Origin of the sequence: Fibrobacter sp. UWT2, assembly GCF_900142545.1 — a bacterium.
In the GTDB taxonomy this organism is placed as follows: domain Bacteria; phylum Fibrobacterota; class Fibrobacteria; order Fibrobacterales; family Fibrobacteraceae; genus Fibrobacter.
Window position 1 is genome coordinate 44,165 of the sequence record NZ_FRBF01000016.1, and the last position, 18,630, is coordinate 62,794.

Here is an 18,630-nt window from a genome sequence, read left to right on the forward strand (position 1 = left end):
CTTAGGTTTCCTCCGGCTTTGCCGTGGCCTGTTCCAACAAAAGCTTTAGCTTCTGCAATACGCCCGGATAAGTCGCTTCGACCAATTCGGAATTCGCCACAGGTTCATCATTTTCAAGAGCTATGGAAAGCACGGAAAGAGCCAGGCCATTCTGCGGCACCTCTCCCCCGTCAAAGTCGCTTCCGTTCACAATCGTTTCTAGCCCGCGAATCACAAGGCCGTCATCGTAGACGCCCACTTCGGCGCCCGTCTTGCGCAAGTTTTCTGCCAAGGCTTCGTTCGTGGGGCGCATTTCCTTACGCAGTTCCTTGGGAATGCGCAGAATCGTTTCACCTTCGGCAAAGCAAGCTGCTACGGCCAAGAAGGGATATTCCTCGATACCCGTCGCAATGGTATCTTCCGAAAAGCGACGGCCCTGCAGACGCTTGCCCGAAGCCAGCGGGTAAACCATGACATCGCCATAGACATCACCAAAACGCTCGCGGCGGCTCACCGTTTCGAAGTTTCCGCCCATACGCTTGAGGCATGTAAGGGCTCCCGCACGGGAACTGTTCAAGTCCACATTCTTGAGCGCCACTTCCGTATTCTTGGGGATGCTCGCAATCGTCGCAAGCAACGCCAAAGCCATGGCTTCGGTGGTATCGCCCGGAACATAGTAGTCGCGGCCCGTAATCACCGGCGTTTCAGAAATCTCGGTAAACTGGGTGCGTTCAATTTTCTGGCCGCGAGCCATCATCATGCGGCGTTCCAATTCCGTCAGCTGTTCCATGCCGCGAGATTCATACTTCAACGAAACGCCAAAGTACATGAGCATTTTGGTCCACTGATCATGAACCGAGCCCTTTTCTTCGAAAGACAGGTATTCGCCACGAATCAGCGTACGCAACAGCAAGCGGTTGCGCATCACGGTCGCCACATTGCCGAGAGAATCCTTCTTGATCGCCGGATCTTCGGCAGCAAAAGTAAACGTAAACTTTGCCGGTTCATCGGCGACAGGCTTCACCTTGAAATACTTCTGCAAAAGTTCCTTGGCGTGTGCGACCTTTGCAATTCCCGCTTCGTCATTTTCGGCAGCGAATGTATAAATCTGCTCAACGTCTTTTGAAGCCAGAGTCCAAAGCATTACAGAGCGGGACTCGCTCATATCCATAGGGAGCATGTCCGGCAAGCTATACTGAAAGCCCTTGCCTTCGAGTACCAGCTGATGGCCCTGTTGCGTATAATTCAGGCCAAATTCCTTGAGTGCCTCGGCAAAAGGTTCTACACCAGCAGCAAAAGAAAAGTCTTCAAAAACGGTACGACCATTCACAAGCAGCGCCATCACCAGCGCAAGCTCCATACGTTCGCGGTCGGGGTTTAAAACAAATTCCATTAGCGTTCCTTTACGTCGTAGCCAAGTTGCAACAGAATCTGCATGGCACGGCGGGCCTCTTCAGGGGTCTTAAACGCAAGCAGCAATGTGCCTGCAATATTTTCGCGGACTTTCATCAGTTCAATATCGCGAATGTTCAAATTGTTGTCGGCAAGGGGTTGCAGCACCTGCAACAGCGCACCCGGTACATCTTTCAGGGGCACCGTAATTTCAGAGAAGGCGGCTGCGGCATTGCGGCCCGGCGCAAACAGGCTTGCACGGCCATCGTTACCGGCCTTGAAAACCGTTTCCAACGCAGCAGAGCAATCATCGCCCGCGGGCTTGCCATCGCAAACCACCTTTAGGCTTTCCATGGCCTCGACAGTCTTGTCGATTCCGGCGCGCACTTCTTTAAGCGCAAGCACCGTCTGATCGCGGTTCGTGACGGCTATATCGTGCCACATGTTCCAGCCAGAGGCGGCAATGCGCGTCATATCTCTAAAGGCGCGACCTGCGTAATGCTGGTAGTTGGGCTTCACCAAGCGCTCCGGCATGCTCGCCGCCAGCGTTGAAGAAAGCATCTGCGGCATGTGCGACACCCAAGCCATGGTGCGGTCATGATGTTCCGGCGGGAACACCACGGCATTTGCGCCCACAAAAGAAATCAAGTTCAAGAGCGGTTTGTACACCGATTCATCTACGCCTTCGGGCGGGCATACGAACCAGTAGGCATTCTCAAAAATCGAAGGATCGTTGTATTCGAGCGTACGCTTTTCGGAGCCAGCCATCGGGTGGCTGCCCACAAACACAAACGGCTTCGGGAGCTTAGCCCCTGCCTTGCAAATTTCCACCTTGGTCGATCCGATATCGCTCACCAGAATCTGCTTTTGAGCATCCAGCAGAGACAAATCCATCTGCGACAAGTTTTCAATCGTCTTTAAGATATGGAGAATCGGAGCGCAAAGCAAAATCACGTCGGAACCAGGAACCCAGTCCTTGATTTCGTCGTAGCCGTAAAATTCATCGGCAAGTCCCAGTTCTTTTGCACGAGCAAGCGTGGCAGGGCTACTCACCGCACGCACCACCGTCGGCAACTTCGCCTGCTTAATGGCTGCGGCTACCGAACTTGCCAAAAGTCCAAAGCCAACAAAAGTAAAGCGCACTACTCCTCCACCTTTCGGGTTTCTTGCATAATGACGCGGAAAATATTCTTGATGGATTCCGGCGAAAGCGGGCCCTTTGTCAGGGTCGCCACTTTTTCGAGAACGGCATCTTCCCTACTGGCATCGAAAACAGGGAGACCCTTTTCTTTCTTGATTTTTCCGATTTCAGTCGCATAGGTTGCCCTCTTGTTCAAAAGGGCAATCAGTTCATCATTCAGTTCATCAATACGGTTGCGCCAGTCTTCAATATTCATAGTGTTGAATTTAGAAAAATGGCTCCTTGGTGTCGCTTAAAACTCCACCTTGTACTCGTCAAAAGCCTTCTTATTGGCCTTCATGTTCGGGCCATCCCAGTCAAATAGCGACGGGCCCCAGGCCCCGCTCAAAGTGGGTTCCCAGAAAAAGGCGCCAATCCAGCGGTCTAGTCCGCGAACCATATCGACAGCCTTCTTGCGCGAACCATCATAAGAATACGTGTTGTCCGATTCACCGCCATTGTATTCGGCCACAATGAATTCCAAATTCGAATAAGTCGAAATCAAGCTTTTGAACAAACTATTCCACTTATCCGGCTTATCGTCACCGTAAGCGGTGTACGCCGAGAATCCCATCACATCAGCAGGAACCTTCTGGTTCTTGAAGATTTCTTCCATCCACCAGTTGACCGTGTTAGTCTTGCGAATGCTTTCGATATGGAGAACCGTCTTGATATTTTGCGACACCGCCTTGACAGCACGGATGCCCGCCTTAAAGTACTTGCCCGCATTGGCCTTGCCGGCACTTGTACCCATATCGCCATTGATTGCAGTAGACGCCTTATCTACCCCATTACCCCAGCAATCCGTCTTGCTGTTCGGCACATGAATCAAAATGCCCGGCGTGGTTTCGTTACCGATTTGCACCATTTCCGGAGTCGCATTCACTTGCTTAAGCGAATTAATCAAGTCGTAAGTGTAGTTGTACACGGAATCCGCCATGGCATCGGAGCTTGTCACATTACGCCAGCGGCTCGGGATAATCTGCTTGCCAGGATCCGCCCAGTTGTCGCTGTAATGGATGTCCAGCAAGAAGGCCATGCCTGCCGCCTTAATCTTTTTCGCATACGCAATAATGTGGTCCTTGTCGGCATAACTTTCGGCATCATGATCGCAGCCCGACGCCGCATAACCGTACTGCGCCTTCGGACTCACAAAAGTCTTCAAGCGAATCGCATTGAATCCGTGGTCTTTCAGGAGCGTAAAGATGTCTTTTTCGGAGCCGTCGACATCGTAGAACTTGGTACCCCAGCGCTCGTATTCCTGCACCGTCGAAATGTCCGCACCGTTATAGAAGCTAAAGTCAAGCGCAGGCCCCTTGCTCGAAGAAGAGGGCGGCTCCATTCTAGAAGAAGATTCCGGAGGAGGTTCCATCTTGGAAGACGAGGAACGCGGCGGCCTCGAATCCGAAGACAAATCGGGAACAATTCTCGACGAAGACGATTTCGGCAATATAGCGCCCGAAGACATTTCCGCCGACGAAGAACCCGACATCACACCACCCGATGACATTTCTATATCCGCAGAAGAAATCGGCAGTTCCGTACCCGAAGACTCCGGTACATTCGATTCCGACGAAAGCAGAGGTTCAAATGCAGACGAGAATTCCAAGCCGATTGAATCGCCACCGAGGCTCGGCGAACTATAATCCGGCTGCTCGACACCAGGTTCCACATAAAAAGTATCTCTCTGGACACTACTCGGCGAAGAATCAACCACCTCGTAATCAAACTGGGCGGCATTATCCGAATCGCCACCGCAAGCGCTCAAGGTAAGCGCACCAAACACAAAGCCAAATGGTAAAAGCTTATTCAATCCCATGCCTCTAATCTATACAAAACGCCCTTAAAAATCAACAAACGAATTCTTTACACTGGGCCTTGCGCGGCAAATATAGCGCCATATACAGCAAAAGGCCCCGCAAAGCGGAGCCTTTCGCTAAATTCAACAGACAGGGCTAAGCCCTATGCCGTAAAATTACTTGACCTGGAAATAGTAGGTCTGCAGAGTCTTGCCATCCTGGGAGAGCTGGAGAATCTGCTTGCCAGCCGGGAGGTTACCCGTAATCTGGAACAAGTTTTCAGCCTTGTATTCCACGTTCAGAGCAGTGCCCTTGTCCTTGTTGACAAAGAGACCGGTCTTTTCGTCAGCACCGAAGCCCTGGCAGTCGGAGTGGTCAGCGACCTTGCCTTCGACGGCGGGGTAAGTGGTGGCGACCAGCGGAGAAGTCACGGAGCTAGCATTCACGTAGAACACGTTGATGGAAGCGTCCACAGCCAACGGAGCCGGGAGGTTAGAAACCTTGGCAGCGCCCTTGTCAGCCTTCTTTTTCTTCTTCTTGTCAGTCTTCTGGCCAGGAACCTTGCCTGCATCGGTGTTGATCGGCATGGTCAAACGGTAACCGGCAACAGATTCGCTGCAGCTCGTGGAGTACACGACCCACTGGTTATCAATCTTTTCAGGACCTTCGGTAGTACCGCTCTTGTAGAGACCCGGCTTGATCTGGTCGCTGTATTCGTACAGAGTCACAGAGAGGTTCGGGTTCTTTTCGTCGGTAGCAATGTTCTGCTGGCCGAGAATGTACTTGGAGCGACGAGCCTTGATCAGGTAGTTGCCAACGGGCACCTTTTCGAACTTGAACTTACCCTGCTGGAGATCAGTCTTGTACGGGTACTTCGGGTTCTGGGTACCGAAAATGGTAGAATCCATCCAAACAGTGGGCATTTCGATAGCCTTGCCGGTAAACGGATCAAGAACGACACCTTCGATAGTACCAGTCTTCTGGCAACCGGTCATAGCCATAGCCACGAGAGCGGCTGCACCAATAAAGAGTTGCTTTTTCATAAGAGTCCTTTTTAAGAAAAGGCTCCCTTTTTATAGGGAGCCAATTCATTTATCTGTAATTATTCAGCGTCTTCAGCCTTGGCAGGAGCAGCCTTGCGGGTCTTACGCTTTGCACCAGTGATGTTGCCAGAGAAACGCTTGTTGAAGCGGTCGATACGGCCAGCCGTATCCACGCGATGCTGCTTGCCCGTCCAGAACGGATGGGTATCAGCCGTAATTTCGAGAGAAATTACGCTATATTCAACACCATCGATAGTCTTCTTTTCGGCGGAAGACTTCGTGGAGCGGGTGATGTATTCTTTACCCGTATTCGCATCGACGAACACGACCGGTTGATAGTTAGGGTGGATACCTTCTTTCATTTTTAAACTTCCTATTGAAGCAGTTAATTTTGAGAGCCTAAATTTAGAAGAATTCGGCCATTTTGGCAAGGGAAATAGTATTTTTGGGAGTATGAACAGTTTTTTTAAGGCATTTTTTACAGTTATTCCCGCATTTTTGATGGGGTGTGGCAACGACAGCCCCGTTGCAAAGATCATCGTCACCGACCAAAAAATGCCCCTTACCGAGTGGCCCGACAGCGCCTACATCGCCGGTTTGGACTCTATTTTGGCACTGGAGCCCATTAAAAAGGGCGCAGACGCCGAAGCCAAAATCAACATGAATGTGTTCGAAGCCCCGGTTTTCAAGCTGCCAGGCTCTGTCACGGGCAAAAAAGACGCAACCCCGAAGGCGAACCACGCAGGCAAGTCCGCGGGGGCAAAACAGGCAAATACCCCCAAGGCCGACAATTCCGCGGAACTCTTTGCAGACCGGTTCGCGACAGCGCTTTCCAAGTTGCAGTCCGATCCCTCTAACGCAAGCCTGTATAAAACGGTCACCGCAAACGACGGCGACGACCTGTTCAAGCTGTTAAAGCGTACCTACGGCGCCGGAGTCCAAGGACTCCCCCGCTTTTACGTGCTTTCGGCCCTGCAATCCGTAAACGCCGGCGTCATGCTAGAGCATTTAAACGCCGGCGATAAAGTCCGCGTCCCTAAGCTCTAAGGGGTATTGACATTTTAAAGGAGAGAACATGAAAAAGATCTATTTATTGCCCCTACTGTTGGCCCTATTCGCTTGTTCCAATGAAGACACCATGGTACAAAAAGTAGACCTCGGGCAAGACTCACCCAACGACCAGGAGATTTCGTCATCTTCCGAAACAGCTATAGAATCGTCATCCTCCAGGGAGGCTTCGACAATCGAGTCATCTTCTGACGCTCTCCCTGAATCTTCGTCGAAAGAACCGGAATCTTCATCCGAAGCACCGGAGTCCTCTGCAGCCGAGGCACCGGAATCTTCTAGCAGCGAACGCGTCGTTATCAATTTCGATTCACTGCCAAGCTTTGTCGATGCAAGAGATTCCCAGTCCTACAAGTACATCACCATTGGCGAGCAAGTCTGGATGGCCGAAAATTTGCGCTACCGCAAGGGTTTCGATTCGTTGAACCATATCAACGACTGGTGCTACAACAACCATGACGACAGATGTGCCGATTACGGAGCCCTCTACACTTGGAGCGGCGCCATGAACGTCGATGAAAAATACAATACGGAACGCCTTTGGCGCAAGCGACCGGATGCTCCTGTTCAAGGGATTTGCCCCGAAGGTTGGCACCTGCCCACCACAAAAGATTTCGAGGTCCTGCAAAAATTAAGCGGCAACACCAACGCCTACGAAAAACTGCGCGCCCCCTATAGTTGGGAAAACGGTACCGTAGGCACAAACGAAGTAGGATTTTTCGCCGTCGGTTCAGGATATTTAGAGCACCGCACCCCCACTTTTACCGACAGTCTGAACATCACAGGTTTCTGGGTCGCTAGCGACATTTCCTACGAAACGGCCGATGTCTTTGCAATTATCACACGAGTCATGTACCGTTCACCCACCAAGGACAAGCGAAACGGATACTCAGTCCGCTGCATTAAGGGCGAAGGCGAAGTTCTCGACAGCAGCAACATCTATCACAAGCCCCTCTGGGACGATATGAAAGAGCGGATTGATTACGGTCTGTTAATTGACGAACGAGACCATCATTTCTACAGAACCGTTAAAATCGGCGAACAGACCTGGATGGCCGAAAACCTGAACTACGACGGAAATTTCGGCGGATACTGCCAAGACGACTTAGAAGAAAACTGCGACCTGTACGGAAGGCAATACTTCTTTACGCAATTGCTCGAAATAAGCAAGCCGACCGTCACGGTACACTATTACGGCGTCAATTTGCCCGCACAGGGCGTTTGTCCCAACGGCTGGCATATTCCTGACTCCACGGAATGGAATACCTTGATTGCATTTGCAAAAAGCGCCCGCGGAAACGAATTCCCCCACAATTTGGTTGCTAGGAAATCGTTCAGACGCATCAACGGAGCCCAAGACTCCGTCAGTTTCTGGGGGTACGACACTTACGGTTTCAGCATCTTCCCCTATTATAAGGCAAAATACTATTCAACCGGAGAATTCGGCATAGGCGCAGTATTTGCATCTAGCATCCAATACTCTGGAAGCATCAGCGGATACCACTCCTACCAATTCTGGGCAACTCCTATATCTGAGGAAACAGGCGTTACGTTCGAAGCTATAGGCCGTTCCGTAAAAGATTTTGACGCCCATGTCCGTTGCATCAAGAACTAGCAAGTACGACAAGTTCTAAATATGAAAAACGCTCCTGGAATCAGGAGCGTTTTTTAAACCAGATTTTCCAGCGAGGGATTAAAGCACGCCTTTGCTACTCGGAATGCCCTTCACCGTGCGGCTCGGGGCAATCGCCATCGCCACAGCGCGAGCGAATGCCTTGAAAATCGATTCCAGACAATGGTGATTGTCATTGCCGTAGAACAGTTCCACATGCAAGTTCATGCGGGCGTTTTCGCAAAAGCTCTTGAAGAAGTGTTCGAACATGCTTGCTTCGATACCGCCAGCCATGGCAGCCGGGAGCTTTACGTTCCACACAAAACCGATGCGGTTGCTAAAGTCAATGCACACGCGGCTCAAAGCCTCGTCCATCGGCACAAAGTAAAAGCCGTAGCGTTCAATGCCCTTCTTGTCACCGAGGCATTCCACGAAAGCCTGACCAAGCACAATGGCAATGTCTTCCATGCTATGGTGCATATCCACGTGGATATCGCCCTTGCAAGTCAAATCCAGGTGAATGCCACCATGAATTTGGAACAAATTAAGCATATGGTCCAAGAAGCCGTTACCGGAATCGATCTTGCCCGGAGTAGAATCATCCAGGTTTAAAGAAAGAGCGATATCGGTTTCGCCAGTCTTGCGAGTGAGATTCGTGCTACGCATATTGAACCTTTACTTTACGATTCTGCCACCGTACACGCGGAAGCGCGTCACGCGGCCAAACTTCATTTCAGGCAGCGGAGTTTCCACGCCGTTCAAGAGCATCTTGGCAATTGCAGTCGGATCGCCAATCGTTACGCACAGGGTATCGCCGGTGTTATAAACCATGCGAACACCGGCTCTAGAAATATTGGCTTCCTTCAAGAATTCGTTTGCATCTTCACGACGCTTGAGGCCGACCCAAGAAAGAGCTTCGCCAGAACCGATCAACACGAAATTTGTCTTGTTGGTTTTCGGAGCTTCTTTTTCTGCAGCCTTTTCTTCCTTCTTGGAATCAGACGAAATGAAAATCGTTGCAGAAGCGGGCAAATCGGATTTCTTCACCGCTTCGTCAACAACAGCCTGGCTAACCGTAGCATCAGCCTTCTTGGCAGAAGAATCCTTCGCCGAGGAATCCTTTGCAGCCGTAGAATCCACAGCCATGGAATCTACCGGAACAGCTTCAGCGCCATCGGGAATTTCCTGAGTACCGACAGATTCTTCCTGGGCCACCGGAGCCTTTTCAGCCGGCTGGGAATCCTGCGCCTGCTTCGTCGCAATGGATTCAAGATCCAGGAAATGAGAAGCGACTAGGAATGCCAGTACGAGAATGACAATAACAACCGGAACGGCGTAGCTTTTCTTCTTGATTTCATCTTCTTTCAAGGGAGAAAGCTTGATCTTTTCAGAAGATCTTGTTTCAAAAAACGGCTTAGAAGGACCGCCACATTCGGCGCTATAGGCTCTAAGCATCTGGTCCACGTCCATATTGAGCTTATGGCCAATAGAACGCAAGTAACCACGCACATAAGCGGCAACCGGGAAAACTCTCCAGTCGCTAGCTTCAATAGCCTTTACATAGGAAACACCAAGCTTGATTTCATCAGAAAGCTGTTCAATCGTCATTCCGCGAGCGGCGCGGACTCTTGCAATAAAGTCACCCAACTTTTCTTCGGGCAGCATCTCTTCTGGCTGAATAGACATTATACCTCTACCTTCAAATCTTCCAACATCCCGAGCATCCGTGCCACAGGCAAACCCACCACGTTGTAGTAGCACCCCCGAATTTCCTTGATAAGCCTTGCACCACCGGTCTGAATTCCGTAGGCGCCGGCCTTATCCATCGGGTCCTTAGAATTTACATAATTTTCGAGCTCTTGACTGGAGCAGTTTCTAAAAACGACCTCTGTTTCTTCACATTCCGCTTTAATAATTTGTCCGCCATGGGCGATTGCCACGCCGGTTATTACTTTGTGCGATCTCCCGTTAAGCTTTGTAAGCATTTCTAAAGCTTCCGCTTCGGTATGGGGCTTGCCCAGAGGCTTGCCGTCCAGGAACACCAAAGTGTCAAAGCCCAGCACAATTTCTGAAGGCATCTTGCGAGAAACCGCCAAGGCCTTGATAGAGGCATTTTCTTTCGGGAAATCCAGCGGATTGGTAGAAGAGGGCTTTTCCTCTTCGTTAGAAACCACCACCTCAAAGTTCACGCCAATCAACTGCAGAATTTCTCTGCGCCTCGGCGAACCACTCGCTAAAATCACTTTCGTTTTTCCCATCATATCATCCTTTTTTACTCAGAGGGAGCTTTCTGCGACCGACCTCACTGCTCAAAGCACCGCAGGTGCGCCCTCATCGCTAATTCGTCTCCGTACTACCCGCATTAAGTTTGATATCCGGCAAATCTCTCACGTAAATCGAGAAGCTCCAACCAGCGGCAGGTCCCGTAGGCGTCCAGCTAAAGTCAAGTTGCCAGCAATGCAGTACACGGTTAAAGGTAAAGCTGTGAGTCACAAAGCGACCTTCGTTATAGTTATAGCGCGTGCTATAAGTCATTTCCCAGTTCTTGGTGGGCTGCAAGCTTGCGCTGATTCCCGTAGAATGGGTAACGCGGTCCTGGAACAAGTCGCGTGCCACACGGGTACTGCTAAAGCTATAGCTGTAATCGAAGCCGAATGTCCACTTGAGCATTTCGTACTTGCCCATCTGCGAGGGCAAACCACCATTAAAATCACCACTCCAATTAAAGCGCTTCGAAAAATCGTAGCCCCAATATGTGAGTTCAGGAACCTGAACCTTATTGGGATTCTCGGTGAACTTATGGTAAACGCTATGACGTGTATTGATCGTGAAAAGGTAATCCGGCAAAATCTGGAAACCGAACGAAGACGTAATATCCGAGAACTGCAGGGAATCGGCGGCAAAGTTATAAGACACGTTATGGCGTGTCGTCAAGAGGCGTCTGGTACCGTACTGGTCTTCTACCGCGCGGCCTTCTTCGCCCTTGGTCGTATCGGCCGCATGGCCCACCACTTTCAAGTACTTGATATCAAAGTCGTTGTTAAGGCCAAAGCCCACCGTTTTCTGCTTAATCTGGTAAGGAGTCTGTCCCAACAGCGGGTGCGGTGCGAACTTTTTCACCGTATCGATTTCAGGAGCGTAGGTGTAAGACACGCTTGGAGAAAGCACATGCCGCGCACCCGTAAAGCGTCCGATTTCAGGAACCCAGATACCATAGAGTTTCGTATCTGCGGTAATACTATAGTTGTGGTTGTATGCGACCTGACCGTATTCGTCATGTTCGGGATCAAGGCTCATGTAACGCTTGCGGTACTTGAGGGAATCTTCAGGGTTAATCCAGCCCGTTCCAGTCCAGTAGCCTGTAAAGCTCGCACGCGGCGTCAAGTTGATGACATCGAAAATCGAGGTTGAATAATCCAAGGAGTAGGTACCCGTGTAACCCACGTATTCTGCCGTCGTATCTACCGCATTCACCGTGTCGCGGGCTCGCTTGGTGTAATAGTTGAAGCGGTTGTTAAAGTTGTAGTTGAACTTTTCCAGGTAACTGATAAAGGAGCCGTCTTCATAAGCTTCTTCGTCTTCATCCAGTTCGAAGGTGAAGAGCTGGCCACTCATACGGTACTGGACATCCGGGATTTCGCGTTCCATCATGTCCGTCACCAAGTTATGGCTCTGGCGGGCCTTCACCGTAAGGCTCTTGTTCGTTCCGAATCGGCCCGAGTAAGTCAACTGAGCATTGGCCTGTTGGTTCAAGATGGTTTCCGCATCAAGGGCTTTATCTTTACGGATACTTTGGCTACTGACGAACGAGCCCGAGCCGCTCAAGGTCTGCTTGCCGTCGGGAGTCAAGTTCTGGTTATGCGTAAAACGAATATCGTAACCGCTGTTGGCCATATCGAATTCTTCGAGATACGCCGTATACGACAAGTTTCCATCCAGCACATAACGCTTCTTGTAGCGCACTTCGCCCGTCAAGGTAGAACGTTCGAATCGGGCTTCGTCACCTTCGATAATGTCGCCCTTGACCGTTGCATCCCAGTAATCGTTTGCCGCATAATAGAAGCCGAGGTTACTCATGTAGTAGCCCTGCTTCTGGTCGCCACCGAACTTGGGAGTCAAAAGACCCGACTTACGTCCGCTCTTCAAAGGAGCCACAATCATAGGCAGCACCGCCACAGGCACATCGGCAATGTTCAACACCACGGGGCGCGCCGTAATGGTTTCCTTGGGCTTCACCACCATGCGTCGTCCATAAAAATAAAAGTGCTGGTGCGTAGAATCGTTACAGGTACTAAAGTCGCCGCGGGCAATCTGAATTCGCTGGTCCGGAAGTCTGCGAACTTCCATACCATTCAATTGCTGGTTGTCCTGGTAAGTCGTGGCGTAATAGATTTCACCGATGCGGCTTTTCATATTGTACTTGAGCCGCATCCCCGAAAGGGACGGATTCTTGGTCTCACGGAGCACCGGGTCGCCCGTCGCCGCCAAAATACTGTTTTCCTGATCGAACAGAATCGTGTCGGCATCCAGAGTGGCCGAACGGTACTTGAGCTGAGCGCTATTATTCAGATTGAAAGTGGATTTATCGACATCGTAAACAAGGTCTACGGCACGGTATTCAATGGTATCGACACCGCTCGTGTCACTCATCCAGTCCACTTCGGTGGTATCCTCTTCTTCTTGTACCCGCTCTTCGAGTTCAAAGCGAGTCATCTCCTGGCCGAAGGCGACCGGAGCGGCGATGGCAAAAATCCATAATGCCAAAAAAGCCCACAGAAGACGATGGGTTCTAGATAAAATCACGTTGCGGATAATTTAGAAAAATGCAAAAAAAGAAACCCCCGATTTTGTCGGAGGTTGTAAGAAAAACGATCTGCGATCGAATTACTTCAGCACAGCGTTCTTGCCGGAGACAGAGCCGTTGTGGTCAATACGAACAAGGTAACGACCGCTCGGAATGTTTTCACCGTTCCAACGGAGCGTATTGAAGCCCGGCTGAGCGTTTTCGGCACGGAGCGTTGCCACTTCAGCACCATCGGAATTCAAGATGGTGACGATTGCAGTACCGGCAGACTTCAAGTCAAAGCTAATGGCCTTGCGGGTAAAGCCCTTGAGGCTAGAAGAAGACTGCTTGGCAAGCTGCTGCTTGGGTGTCTTGGGCGCAAACTCGTCGGCACGTTCGATGTAGATGCCGTTCAAGTTCGTAGCCTTCACCTTGGCGTCAGAGGCAACCAGCGAGCCCTGTTGGAGCACGGCAACCAGCTGTTTGCTGTTGCTTTCGGTTGCGCTTGCGTAGGTTTCAAGTTCCTGAGCGTTGAATTCAGCCTTATTGTACCAAGATTCCACCTTGGCGCTTTCCAGATCCTTCACAGTAATCTGGGCACGACGGATGGTAGCGGTATAGGTTTCGCCTTCACTCACGTACGTGATTTCAAGCGGTTTGTTCACCGTACCGCGAAGCATGGACTTGGACTGTTCAATATCGTTACCCTTGAGGCTCACACCGTCAACGGCAGTAATCACGTCACCTGCCTGGAGCTTGGTATCAGCAGCAGGGGTACCCGGAATCACTTCGGCAACCTTAACACCGTCACCGATTTGGTAAATGGTCACACCGATACCGCCGAATTCTTCGTCAGCCATGATCGGGGCAGCAAGCATCGCTGCAACAAGAGAAGCCTTGACAAACTTGTTCATAAAAACTCCTTATAAATTCTATACGTTCTAAATATATAATAATTCACCGTTTCGGCAACTCCATTTGTTTGGATTATTCTGATTTTTGTCGTAACGGAGCCAAACCTTTACAAAAAAGCCTCAAAAAGCGATAAAACAGGCATGAAGAAGAATTATTTTCAGGACATCGCCAAAAAACTCAACAAAAATACCCAAAATACCGAAAACGCAGGTCCGAACTTCGCCCTTCTTAAAATCACCGAATACTGGGTTCGCTTTCTGCAAGCAGATCCCGATTACCTGAACGTCGAACCGCTTGTTACGCTCATGAATTTCGAGGCAAAGACCGAACTCGTCTACGCGCTCGCTAAAATCGAAGAAGAAAACCTACGCCGCCCTGCCGCCGTTGCATCAAGAGTAAACTACTGTGGTCCCCATGGTCGTTCCTTTCTCCAAAAATACCCGAACAAAGATTACCATTTCGAAGTGCAGCACTGCATCAACAATATCAAGCAGCTCACCCGCGACGTATTTTCCGCCAACGAGTGGAAAAATTTCAAGGACATCATCATTCCGCTCTTCATGAAATTCGCCTGGGGTGAACTTTCTAAAGGCGTTCCCGAAAACAACGTTACCGTAGAACGAATCGAAAAATTGCAGAACATGTTCCACCTGCAAGATGACGAAATCGAAATCATTCTGTATCTCTGGTTGCAAGAATACGAAGAAATGGAAGTCACCTCCAAAAAGAAAGGACCTACGGCAGGCTCTCGCAGCCGTTACATCGAAAGAGATTTCGACCAGATTCCTATTGCAACAGGACTTTCTAAGCAGCGCGTATTGGAACTTACCGGCAGCGAATCGCTTCTTTCTAAGCTCGGAATCCTCAATGAAGAATCCGATCTTGACCGCGATGTGGTATACCACCTGTGCGGACAAAACGAAATTACTAGGATCAGCAACATCGAAATGGCCGAAGCACCCAAGATTCCGTTCCCGATTCTCGCCAAGGATCGCCCCGAAGCAGACACGCTCACGTATCTGCTAAAAAATCATGATTACCAAAAATCGCTCAACATTCTGTTCTACGGTCGCGCAGGCACAGGCAAATCGGAACTTGCCAAAGCAATCGCTCAAGAAGTCGGGCTCCCGATGTATGTCATCAAGGCATCCGACAAGGGCGAACGCTTCTGTAACGACCTCACCAACATTGGCGACACGATTCTGCGCCGTCGCGTAAGATCCATTCGATTTGCCGCCATGAACAACCAAAACGCCAAAACGATCATTCTGGTCGACGAAGCAGACCAAATGCTGAACGGCCTCGAAAAAGGCGCACTCAATATGCTCATGGAAGATATCCACACGCCCATTATTTGGATTTCGAATTCCATGTCATTCGTACAAGAAAGCACCTGCCGTCGCTTTGACTTTTCGATGGAATTCAAGAACTTTACTGCCGAAAAGCGAGCAGTCCAGCTGCATTCCGTACTGGAATCGCTCCATGTTCCCGACATGATTAGCGAAGAAGACATTCAGGCAATCGCCGCCGAATACCCCGTAACCGTAGGCGGATACACCAAGGCCATTCAAAATGCCATTCCTGCCGCCAAGCAGGACAAGGCCACCGCACTTTCCATTGTGCGCAAGACACTCGATGCCCACGCAAATCTCTTAAAAATTGAGCGGGACAACACCCGCGAAAAAATGACGCATGCCCCGAGCTACGCGCTTACCGGGCTCAACATTGACCAAGACGTAGATGACATTCTCGAAGTCGCCGAAAATTTCAACCACATTTGGGAAAAACTTGACGGGAAATCGGCAGCCCAGTCGCTCAACCTGCTTCTTTACGGCGCCCCGGGCACCGGCAAGACCGAATTCGTACGATTCATCGCCCGCAAGCTGAACCGGAACCTGGTCATTAAGCGGGCAAGCGATTTGCTCGGCATGTATGTAGGCGAAACCGAGGCGAACATCAAGGCAGCCTTCGAAGAAGCCGAAGAAAGCAAGGCCATCCTCTTCTTCGACGAAGCTGACAGCTTCTTAAACAACCGCGGCAACGCTAACTACAGCTACGAAGTCCGCCAAGTGAACGAGCTCTTGACACAAATGGAAAACTTTAACGGCATCTTTATTGCCGCCACCAACTTTAACGATCGCCTCGACAATGCATCTATGCGGCGTTTTGCATTCAAGGTGAAGTTCGACTACCTGAACACCGCTGGAATCGAAACCGTATGGCAGTCATTCTTCCCTAAAATCAAGTGTCCCGAACATGTCAAGCGTATGACCATGCTTGCCCCAGGCGACTTCAACGCAGTCTACACACAGCTGCGTTACATGCCCACGAAAAAGCTCACCGCCGACTGCATCGCCGCTGCACTCGAGCGTGAAATCGCCGCGAAGGACGCTCGAGTAAATCGCCACATGGGATTCTAAAAAATGACCCGCCGGCTTTACCGACGGGTTTAATTTTGCAATACAGTTACCAGTTAATGAAGAAGCATCACTTATTTTTTAGGGCATCCGAAATGTAGCAGATTTTTTCTTCGGTTCGAAGCCCCAAATAGTCGCCTTCAAAATCATCGCCAGTCACATTTTTCTGCGAATAGCAAACCGAATCATTGCGGTTCATTTCGGCGACATCGCTTGCATGGTACCCACGCAGCAAGTCTTCATGCTTTTTAACATATTCCACTTTTTCCTGAAAAGTGTACAGGTTGATAAACTTATCCGGATCGCATAAATGCATCAAGCCATTACGAATCTGAGCCGGAGAATCCTTCCTGACTTTCAGCACGAATTCAACTAGAGCCGCCTTGACCTCGTCCACGTTGTCAAACTTAGGTCTGTTCGGCCAAGAAAGAAAACGTTCAAAAACAGAATAAATCAATTTCAAGTCGCTTTTCTTTCCGACCTGCATTTCCCACAAACCGGCGTTGCCATACTCCTGGCGTTCTAATCCCAGAAATTCTCCATACGCTCCGCATTCCGTATCTACACCTTCGGCACCTAAAGTCCATAGCCAGTGCAAATGCGCAGCAATCAGCAATTTCTTGGAATTTTTTTCCTTAAACTCCTTAAAATACGCCAAAGCATCTTCGTAAGCCTTTTGGCGTTTATCAAAATTCTCTGCTTTTTCGGCACACGCCTGTTTATAGCGCTCCATACGCTCCGCCACTTTCTGCTCACGTATCTTTATTTTGTCAAGTACCTTCTGGTAACGAGCCTGGAACTGTTCTTCGGTTTCCGTCTTCTTTTTCTTGGGCATTTTAACTTCGTTAAAACAATCCATTTCTTTCGGCTTCTTGGGCAACTTGGCGCATTCACCCGGATCAGACGGAATAGACGGATAATCGGAATCCGGCATACTCAAGAAATCGAGTACCTCAGCCTTGTACCCATTACAGTCGCTCGTATAATCATCAAAACGATCGTCATCGTGAGCCACGTCGTTTTCATAAACCTGAAAACGCTTCTTGAACTTAAAATAAGACTCGCCCTGATTTCTTGACGGTCTTTCCGTCCAGTTAAAGGGTTGAGAGCCAAGAATCAGCTCGGTAAAACTCTGGTCTGTACCCGCAAATTCAATGGAGCCATCTTCGTTCTCTATCGCCGGCTTCGAAAAATCGATTACTCGATCTTCAATGACAGTCTTTTTCAAGAACGCATCGAACAAACGGTAGATGCGTTCACACCCCGCTTTCATAAAGCGAGCAGAAGACTCTGAACCCAAATTGCTGACATTGACCATGTGTACCTCTTGTGTTGAAACTAATATTTTTTTAGTAGAAAAGGGACAAAAATGGAAAAAACTAGAGCGCCTCGCACATTCTGTCAAAGATGTAACGGATTTTATCTTCAGTGCGGTCGGCACGGTAAACGTTATTGTCATCCACCTTGCCGATTCGCTTAGAATAATAGACACTATCCTGAGCCTGAAGTGTTGTATAACCTTCAGCCTTGTAATTCTGCAAGAACGACGAGTGGCTTGCAATATAGTCCAACTTCAATTCGTAAGAATAGAGATTAATATACATGTCGGGGTCACACAAGTGCAACAAACCGTTACGAATCGGAGCGTCAAGATCGATTCGAGTCTTGAAAATGAAGTCAATCATCGCTGACTTGACCTGATCAACATCCTGGAATTCCGGCTTGTTCGGCCAGGTTAAAAAACGGTGAAGAATGGAATAAATCAGCAATAGTTCCTTTTTCAAGCCCATTGCAGAGACGCGAGCAAACCACAAGCCCTGATCCACTTTATAATCTTCGACATTTTCAGCCCAATGTTCCTCAATACCCGCAAACTTGCCGAACTTTCCGCACGACGTTTTAACGCCCGACATTCCCAGAGACCACAACCAGTACAAATGTGCAACCAGAAGCAATTCGCTCTTATGGAATTCCTTCCATGCAACGTCTTTACAAAGCTCCCTTAAAACAGCAGCCGGAGCCTTGATAATAGTTTCGACACTCTTTTTATACTGTTCGCCGCCATTTTTGCCGCAAACCAGCTCGGAAAACGAGATTTCTTCGCCATTTTCGCCAAACAGCTTAGCGAAATCAATAGAGCTGTCTTGATAGTCTATCGCGCACTTCGAAAAATCGACTGCGCGATTTTCCATCATGGTGCATTCAACGAACCCCGCGAACAGATTATAGATGGGTTCATATTCGTTGACCATGAAACGGTCTAATACATGGATGTTATTGATTTTAGTCATTTCCATAAGGAGCCTCACTTTTGATTGAATTTTTTGAAAAAAAATTTGAAGTTTTAAGGGGAGTTTTGAGTGGATATAGGGGTAAAACCAGAAATATTACTATTTCTAACAAATTAAAAAATCAAAATTTTAAATTAAAAAATTAAATCACCAA

16 protein-coding genes are annotated in these 18,630 nt (G+C 49.4%); 3 read left to right on the top strand and 13 right to left on the bottom strand.

Annotated elements, in window-relative coordinates; translation table 11 throughout:
- Position 1: 1 nt before the first annotated feature.
- From BUA40_RS11070 to BUA40_RS11100, 6 genes are all read right to left on the bottom strand, one after another.
- Positions 2-1,372, bottom strand: coding sequence for a 3-phosphoshikimate 1-carboxyvinyltransferase (locus BUA40_RS11070; RefSeq protein WP_072800878.1), 1,371 nt, complete (start codon positions 1,370-1,372; stop codon positions 2-4).
- Complete coding sequence (locus BUA40_RS11075; protein ID WP_143149785.1) at positions 1,372-2,514, bottom strand: prephenate dehydrogenase/arogenate dehydrogenase family protein; 1,143 nt, start codon at positions 2,512-2,514, stop codon at positions 1,372-1,374. The genes BUA40_RS11070 and BUA40_RS11075 overlap by 1 nt, the downstream gene beginning before the upstream one ends.
- Complete coding sequence (locus BUA40_RS11080; RefSeq protein WP_072800883.1) at positions 2,514-2,768, bottom strand: chorismate mutase; 255 nt, start codon at positions 2,766-2,768, stop codon at positions 2,514-2,516. The genes BUA40_RS11075 and BUA40_RS11080 overlap by 1 nt, the downstream gene beginning before the upstream one ends.
- A gap of 36 nt (positions 2,769-2,804) precedes the next feature.
- Positions 2,805-4,370, bottom strand: a complete 1,566-nt coding sequence (locus BUA40_RS11085) for a glycosyl hydrolase 53 family protein (RefSeq protein WP_083585377.1) — start codon at positions 4,368-4,370, stop codon at positions 2,805-2,807.
- 156 nt (positions 4,371-4,526) lie between these two features.
- Positions 4,527-5,393, bottom strand: coding sequence for a peptidase associated/transthyretin-like domain-containing protein (locus tag BUA40_RS11095; protein WP_072800890.1), 867 nt, complete (start codon positions 5,391-5,393; stop codon positions 4,527-4,529).
- Positions 5,394-5,452: 59 nt separating this feature from the next.
- The gene (locus BUA40_RS11100) at positions 5,453-5,755 is read right to left on the bottom strand and encodes a type B 50S ribosomal protein L31 (protein WP_072800891.1); all 303 of its coding nucleotides are present in this window, start codon (positions 5,753-5,755) and stop codon (positions 5,453-5,455) included.
- A 91-nt stretch (positions 5,756-5,846) separates the two neighbouring features.
- Here BUA40_RS11100 and BUA40_RS11105 point away from each other — a divergent pair, with 91 nt between their 5' ends.
- Complete coding sequence (locus BUA40_RS11105) at positions 5,847-6,440, top strand: hypothetical protein (RefSeq protein ID WP_072800892.1); 594 nt, start codon at positions 5,847-5,849, stop codon at positions 6,438-6,440.
- A gap of 28 nt (positions 6,441-6,468) precedes the next feature.
- Complete coding sequence (locus tag BUA40_RS11110) at positions 6,469-8,073, top strand: FISUMP domain-containing protein (RefSeq protein WP_072800894.1); 1,605 nt, start codon at positions 6,469-6,471, stop codon at positions 8,071-8,073.
- Positions 8,074-8,151: 78 nt separating this feature from the next.
- On the opposite strand, the gene hisB is transcribed toward BUA40_RS11110, so the two are convergent.
- The 5 genes from hisB to BUA40_RS11135 form a co-directional block, all read right to left on the bottom strand.
- Positions 8,152-8,736, bottom strand: a complete 585-nt coding sequence (gene hisB / locus BUA40_RS11115; RefSeq protein WP_072800900.1) for an imidazoleglycerol-phosphate dehydratase HisB — start codon at positions 8,734-8,736, stop codon at positions 8,152-8,154.
- Between the two features lie 9 nt (positions 8,737-8,745).
- Positions 8,746-9,756, bottom strand: coding sequence for a helix-turn-helix domain-containing protein (locus BUA40_RS11120; RefSeq protein ID WP_072800902.1), 1,011 nt, complete (start codon positions 9,754-9,756; stop codon positions 8,746-8,748).
- The gene (locus tag BUA40_RS11125; RefSeq protein WP_255369292.1) at positions 9,756-10,328 is read right to left on the bottom strand and encodes a Maf family protein; all 573 of its coding nucleotides are present in this window, start codon (positions 10,326-10,328) and stop codon (positions 9,756-9,758) included. The genes BUA40_RS11120 and BUA40_RS11125 overlap by 1 nt, the downstream gene beginning before the upstream one ends.
- 79 nt (positions 10,329-10,407) lie before the next feature.
- Entirely contained in the window at positions 10,408-12,834 is a 2,427-nt protein-coding gene (locus BUA40_RS11130; RefSeq protein ID WP_255369293.1) for a putative LPS assembly protein LptD, read from the bottom strand.
- A 120-nt stretch (positions 12,835-12,954) separates the two neighbouring features.
- The gene (locus tag BUA40_RS11135) at positions 12,955-13,767 is read right to left on the bottom strand and encodes a PDZ domain-containing protein (RefSeq protein ID WP_072800906.1); all 813 of its coding nucleotides are present in this window, start codon (positions 13,765-13,767) and stop codon (positions 12,955-12,957) included.
- 141 nt (positions 13,768-13,908) lie between these two features.
- Here BUA40_RS11135 and BUA40_RS11140 point away from each other — a divergent pair, with 141 nt between their 5' ends.
- Entirely contained in the window at positions 13,909-16,188 is a 2,280-nt protein-coding gene (locus BUA40_RS11140; protein ID WP_072800909.1) for an AAA family ATPase, read from the top strand.
- Between the two features lie 67 nt (positions 16,189-16,255).
- Here the strand turns inward: BUA40_RS11140 and BUA40_RS11145 are convergent, their stop codons facing one another.
- Complete coding sequence (locus BUA40_RS11145) at positions 16,256-17,503, bottom strand: hypothetical protein (RefSeq protein WP_072800911.1); 1,248 nt, start codon at positions 17,501-17,503, stop codon at positions 16,256-16,258.
- A 61-nt stretch (positions 17,504-17,564) separates the two neighbouring features.
- The gene (locus BUA40_RS11150) at positions 17,565-18,482 is read right to left on the bottom strand and encodes a hypothetical protein (protein WP_072800913.1); all 918 of its coding nucleotides are present in this window, start codon (positions 18,480-18,482) and stop codon (positions 17,565-17,567) included.
- Between the last annotated feature and the right edge of the window lie 148 nt (positions 18,483-18,630).

Bases quoted from the DNA above. Each gene is read 5' to 3' on its own strand.
- BUA40_RS11070 (WP_072800878.1), bottom strand. From the start codon at position 1,372: ATGGAATTTGTTTTAAACCCCGACCGCGAACGTATGGAGCTTGCGCTG.
- BUA40_RS11100 (WP_072800891.1), bottom strand. From the start codon at position 5,755: ATGAAAGAAGGTATCCACCCTAACTATCAACCGGTCGTGTTCGTCGAT.
- BUA40_RS11105 (WP_072800892.1), top strand. From the start codon at position 5,847: ATGAACAGTTTTTTTAAGGCATTTTTTACAGTTATTCCCGCATTTTTG.
- BUA40_RS11125 (WP_255369292.1), bottom strand. From the start codon at position 10,328: ATGGGAAAAACGAAAGTGATTTTAGCGAGTGGTTCGCCGAGGCGCAGA.
- BUA40_RS11135 (WP_072800906.1), bottom strand. From the start codon at position 13,767: ATGAACAAGTTTGTCAAGGCTTCTCTTGTTGCAGCGATGCTTGCTGCC.
- BUA40_RS11145 (WP_072800911.1), bottom strand. From the start codon at position 17,503: ATGGTCAATGTCAGCAATTTGGGTTCAGAGTCTTCTGCTCGCTTTATG.
- hisB (WP_072800900.1), bottom strand. From the start codon at position 8,736: ATGCGTAGCACGAATCTCACTCGCAAGACTGGCGAAACCGATATCGCT.
- BUA40_RS11120 (WP_072800902.1), bottom strand. From the start codon at position 9,756: ATGTCTATTCAGCCAGAAGAGATGCTGCCCGAAGAAAAGTTGGGTGAC.
- BUA40_RS11140 (WP_072800909.1), top strand. From the start codon at position 13,909: ATGAAGAAGAATTATTTTCAGGACATCGCCAAAAAACTCAACAAAAAT.
- BUA40_RS11110 (WP_072800894.1), top strand. From the start codon at position 6,469: ATGAAAAAGATCTATTTATTGCCCCTACTGTTGGCCCTATTCGCTTGT.
- BUA40_RS11095 (WP_072800890.1), bottom strand. From the start codon at position 5,393: ATGAAAAAGCAACTCTTTATTGGTGCAGCCGCTCTCGTGGCTATGGCT.
- BUA40_RS11150 (WP_072800913.1), bottom strand. From the start codon at position 18,482: ATGGAAATGACTAAAATCAATAACATCCATGTATTAGACCGTTTCATG.
- BUA40_RS11080 (WP_072800883.1), bottom strand. From the start codon at position 2,768: ATGAATATTGAAGACTGGCGCAACCGTATTGATGAACTGAATGATGAA.
- BUA40_RS11085 (WP_083585377.1), bottom strand. From the start codon at position 4,370: ATGGGATTGAATAAGCTTTTACCATTTGGCTTTGTGTTTGGTGCGCTT.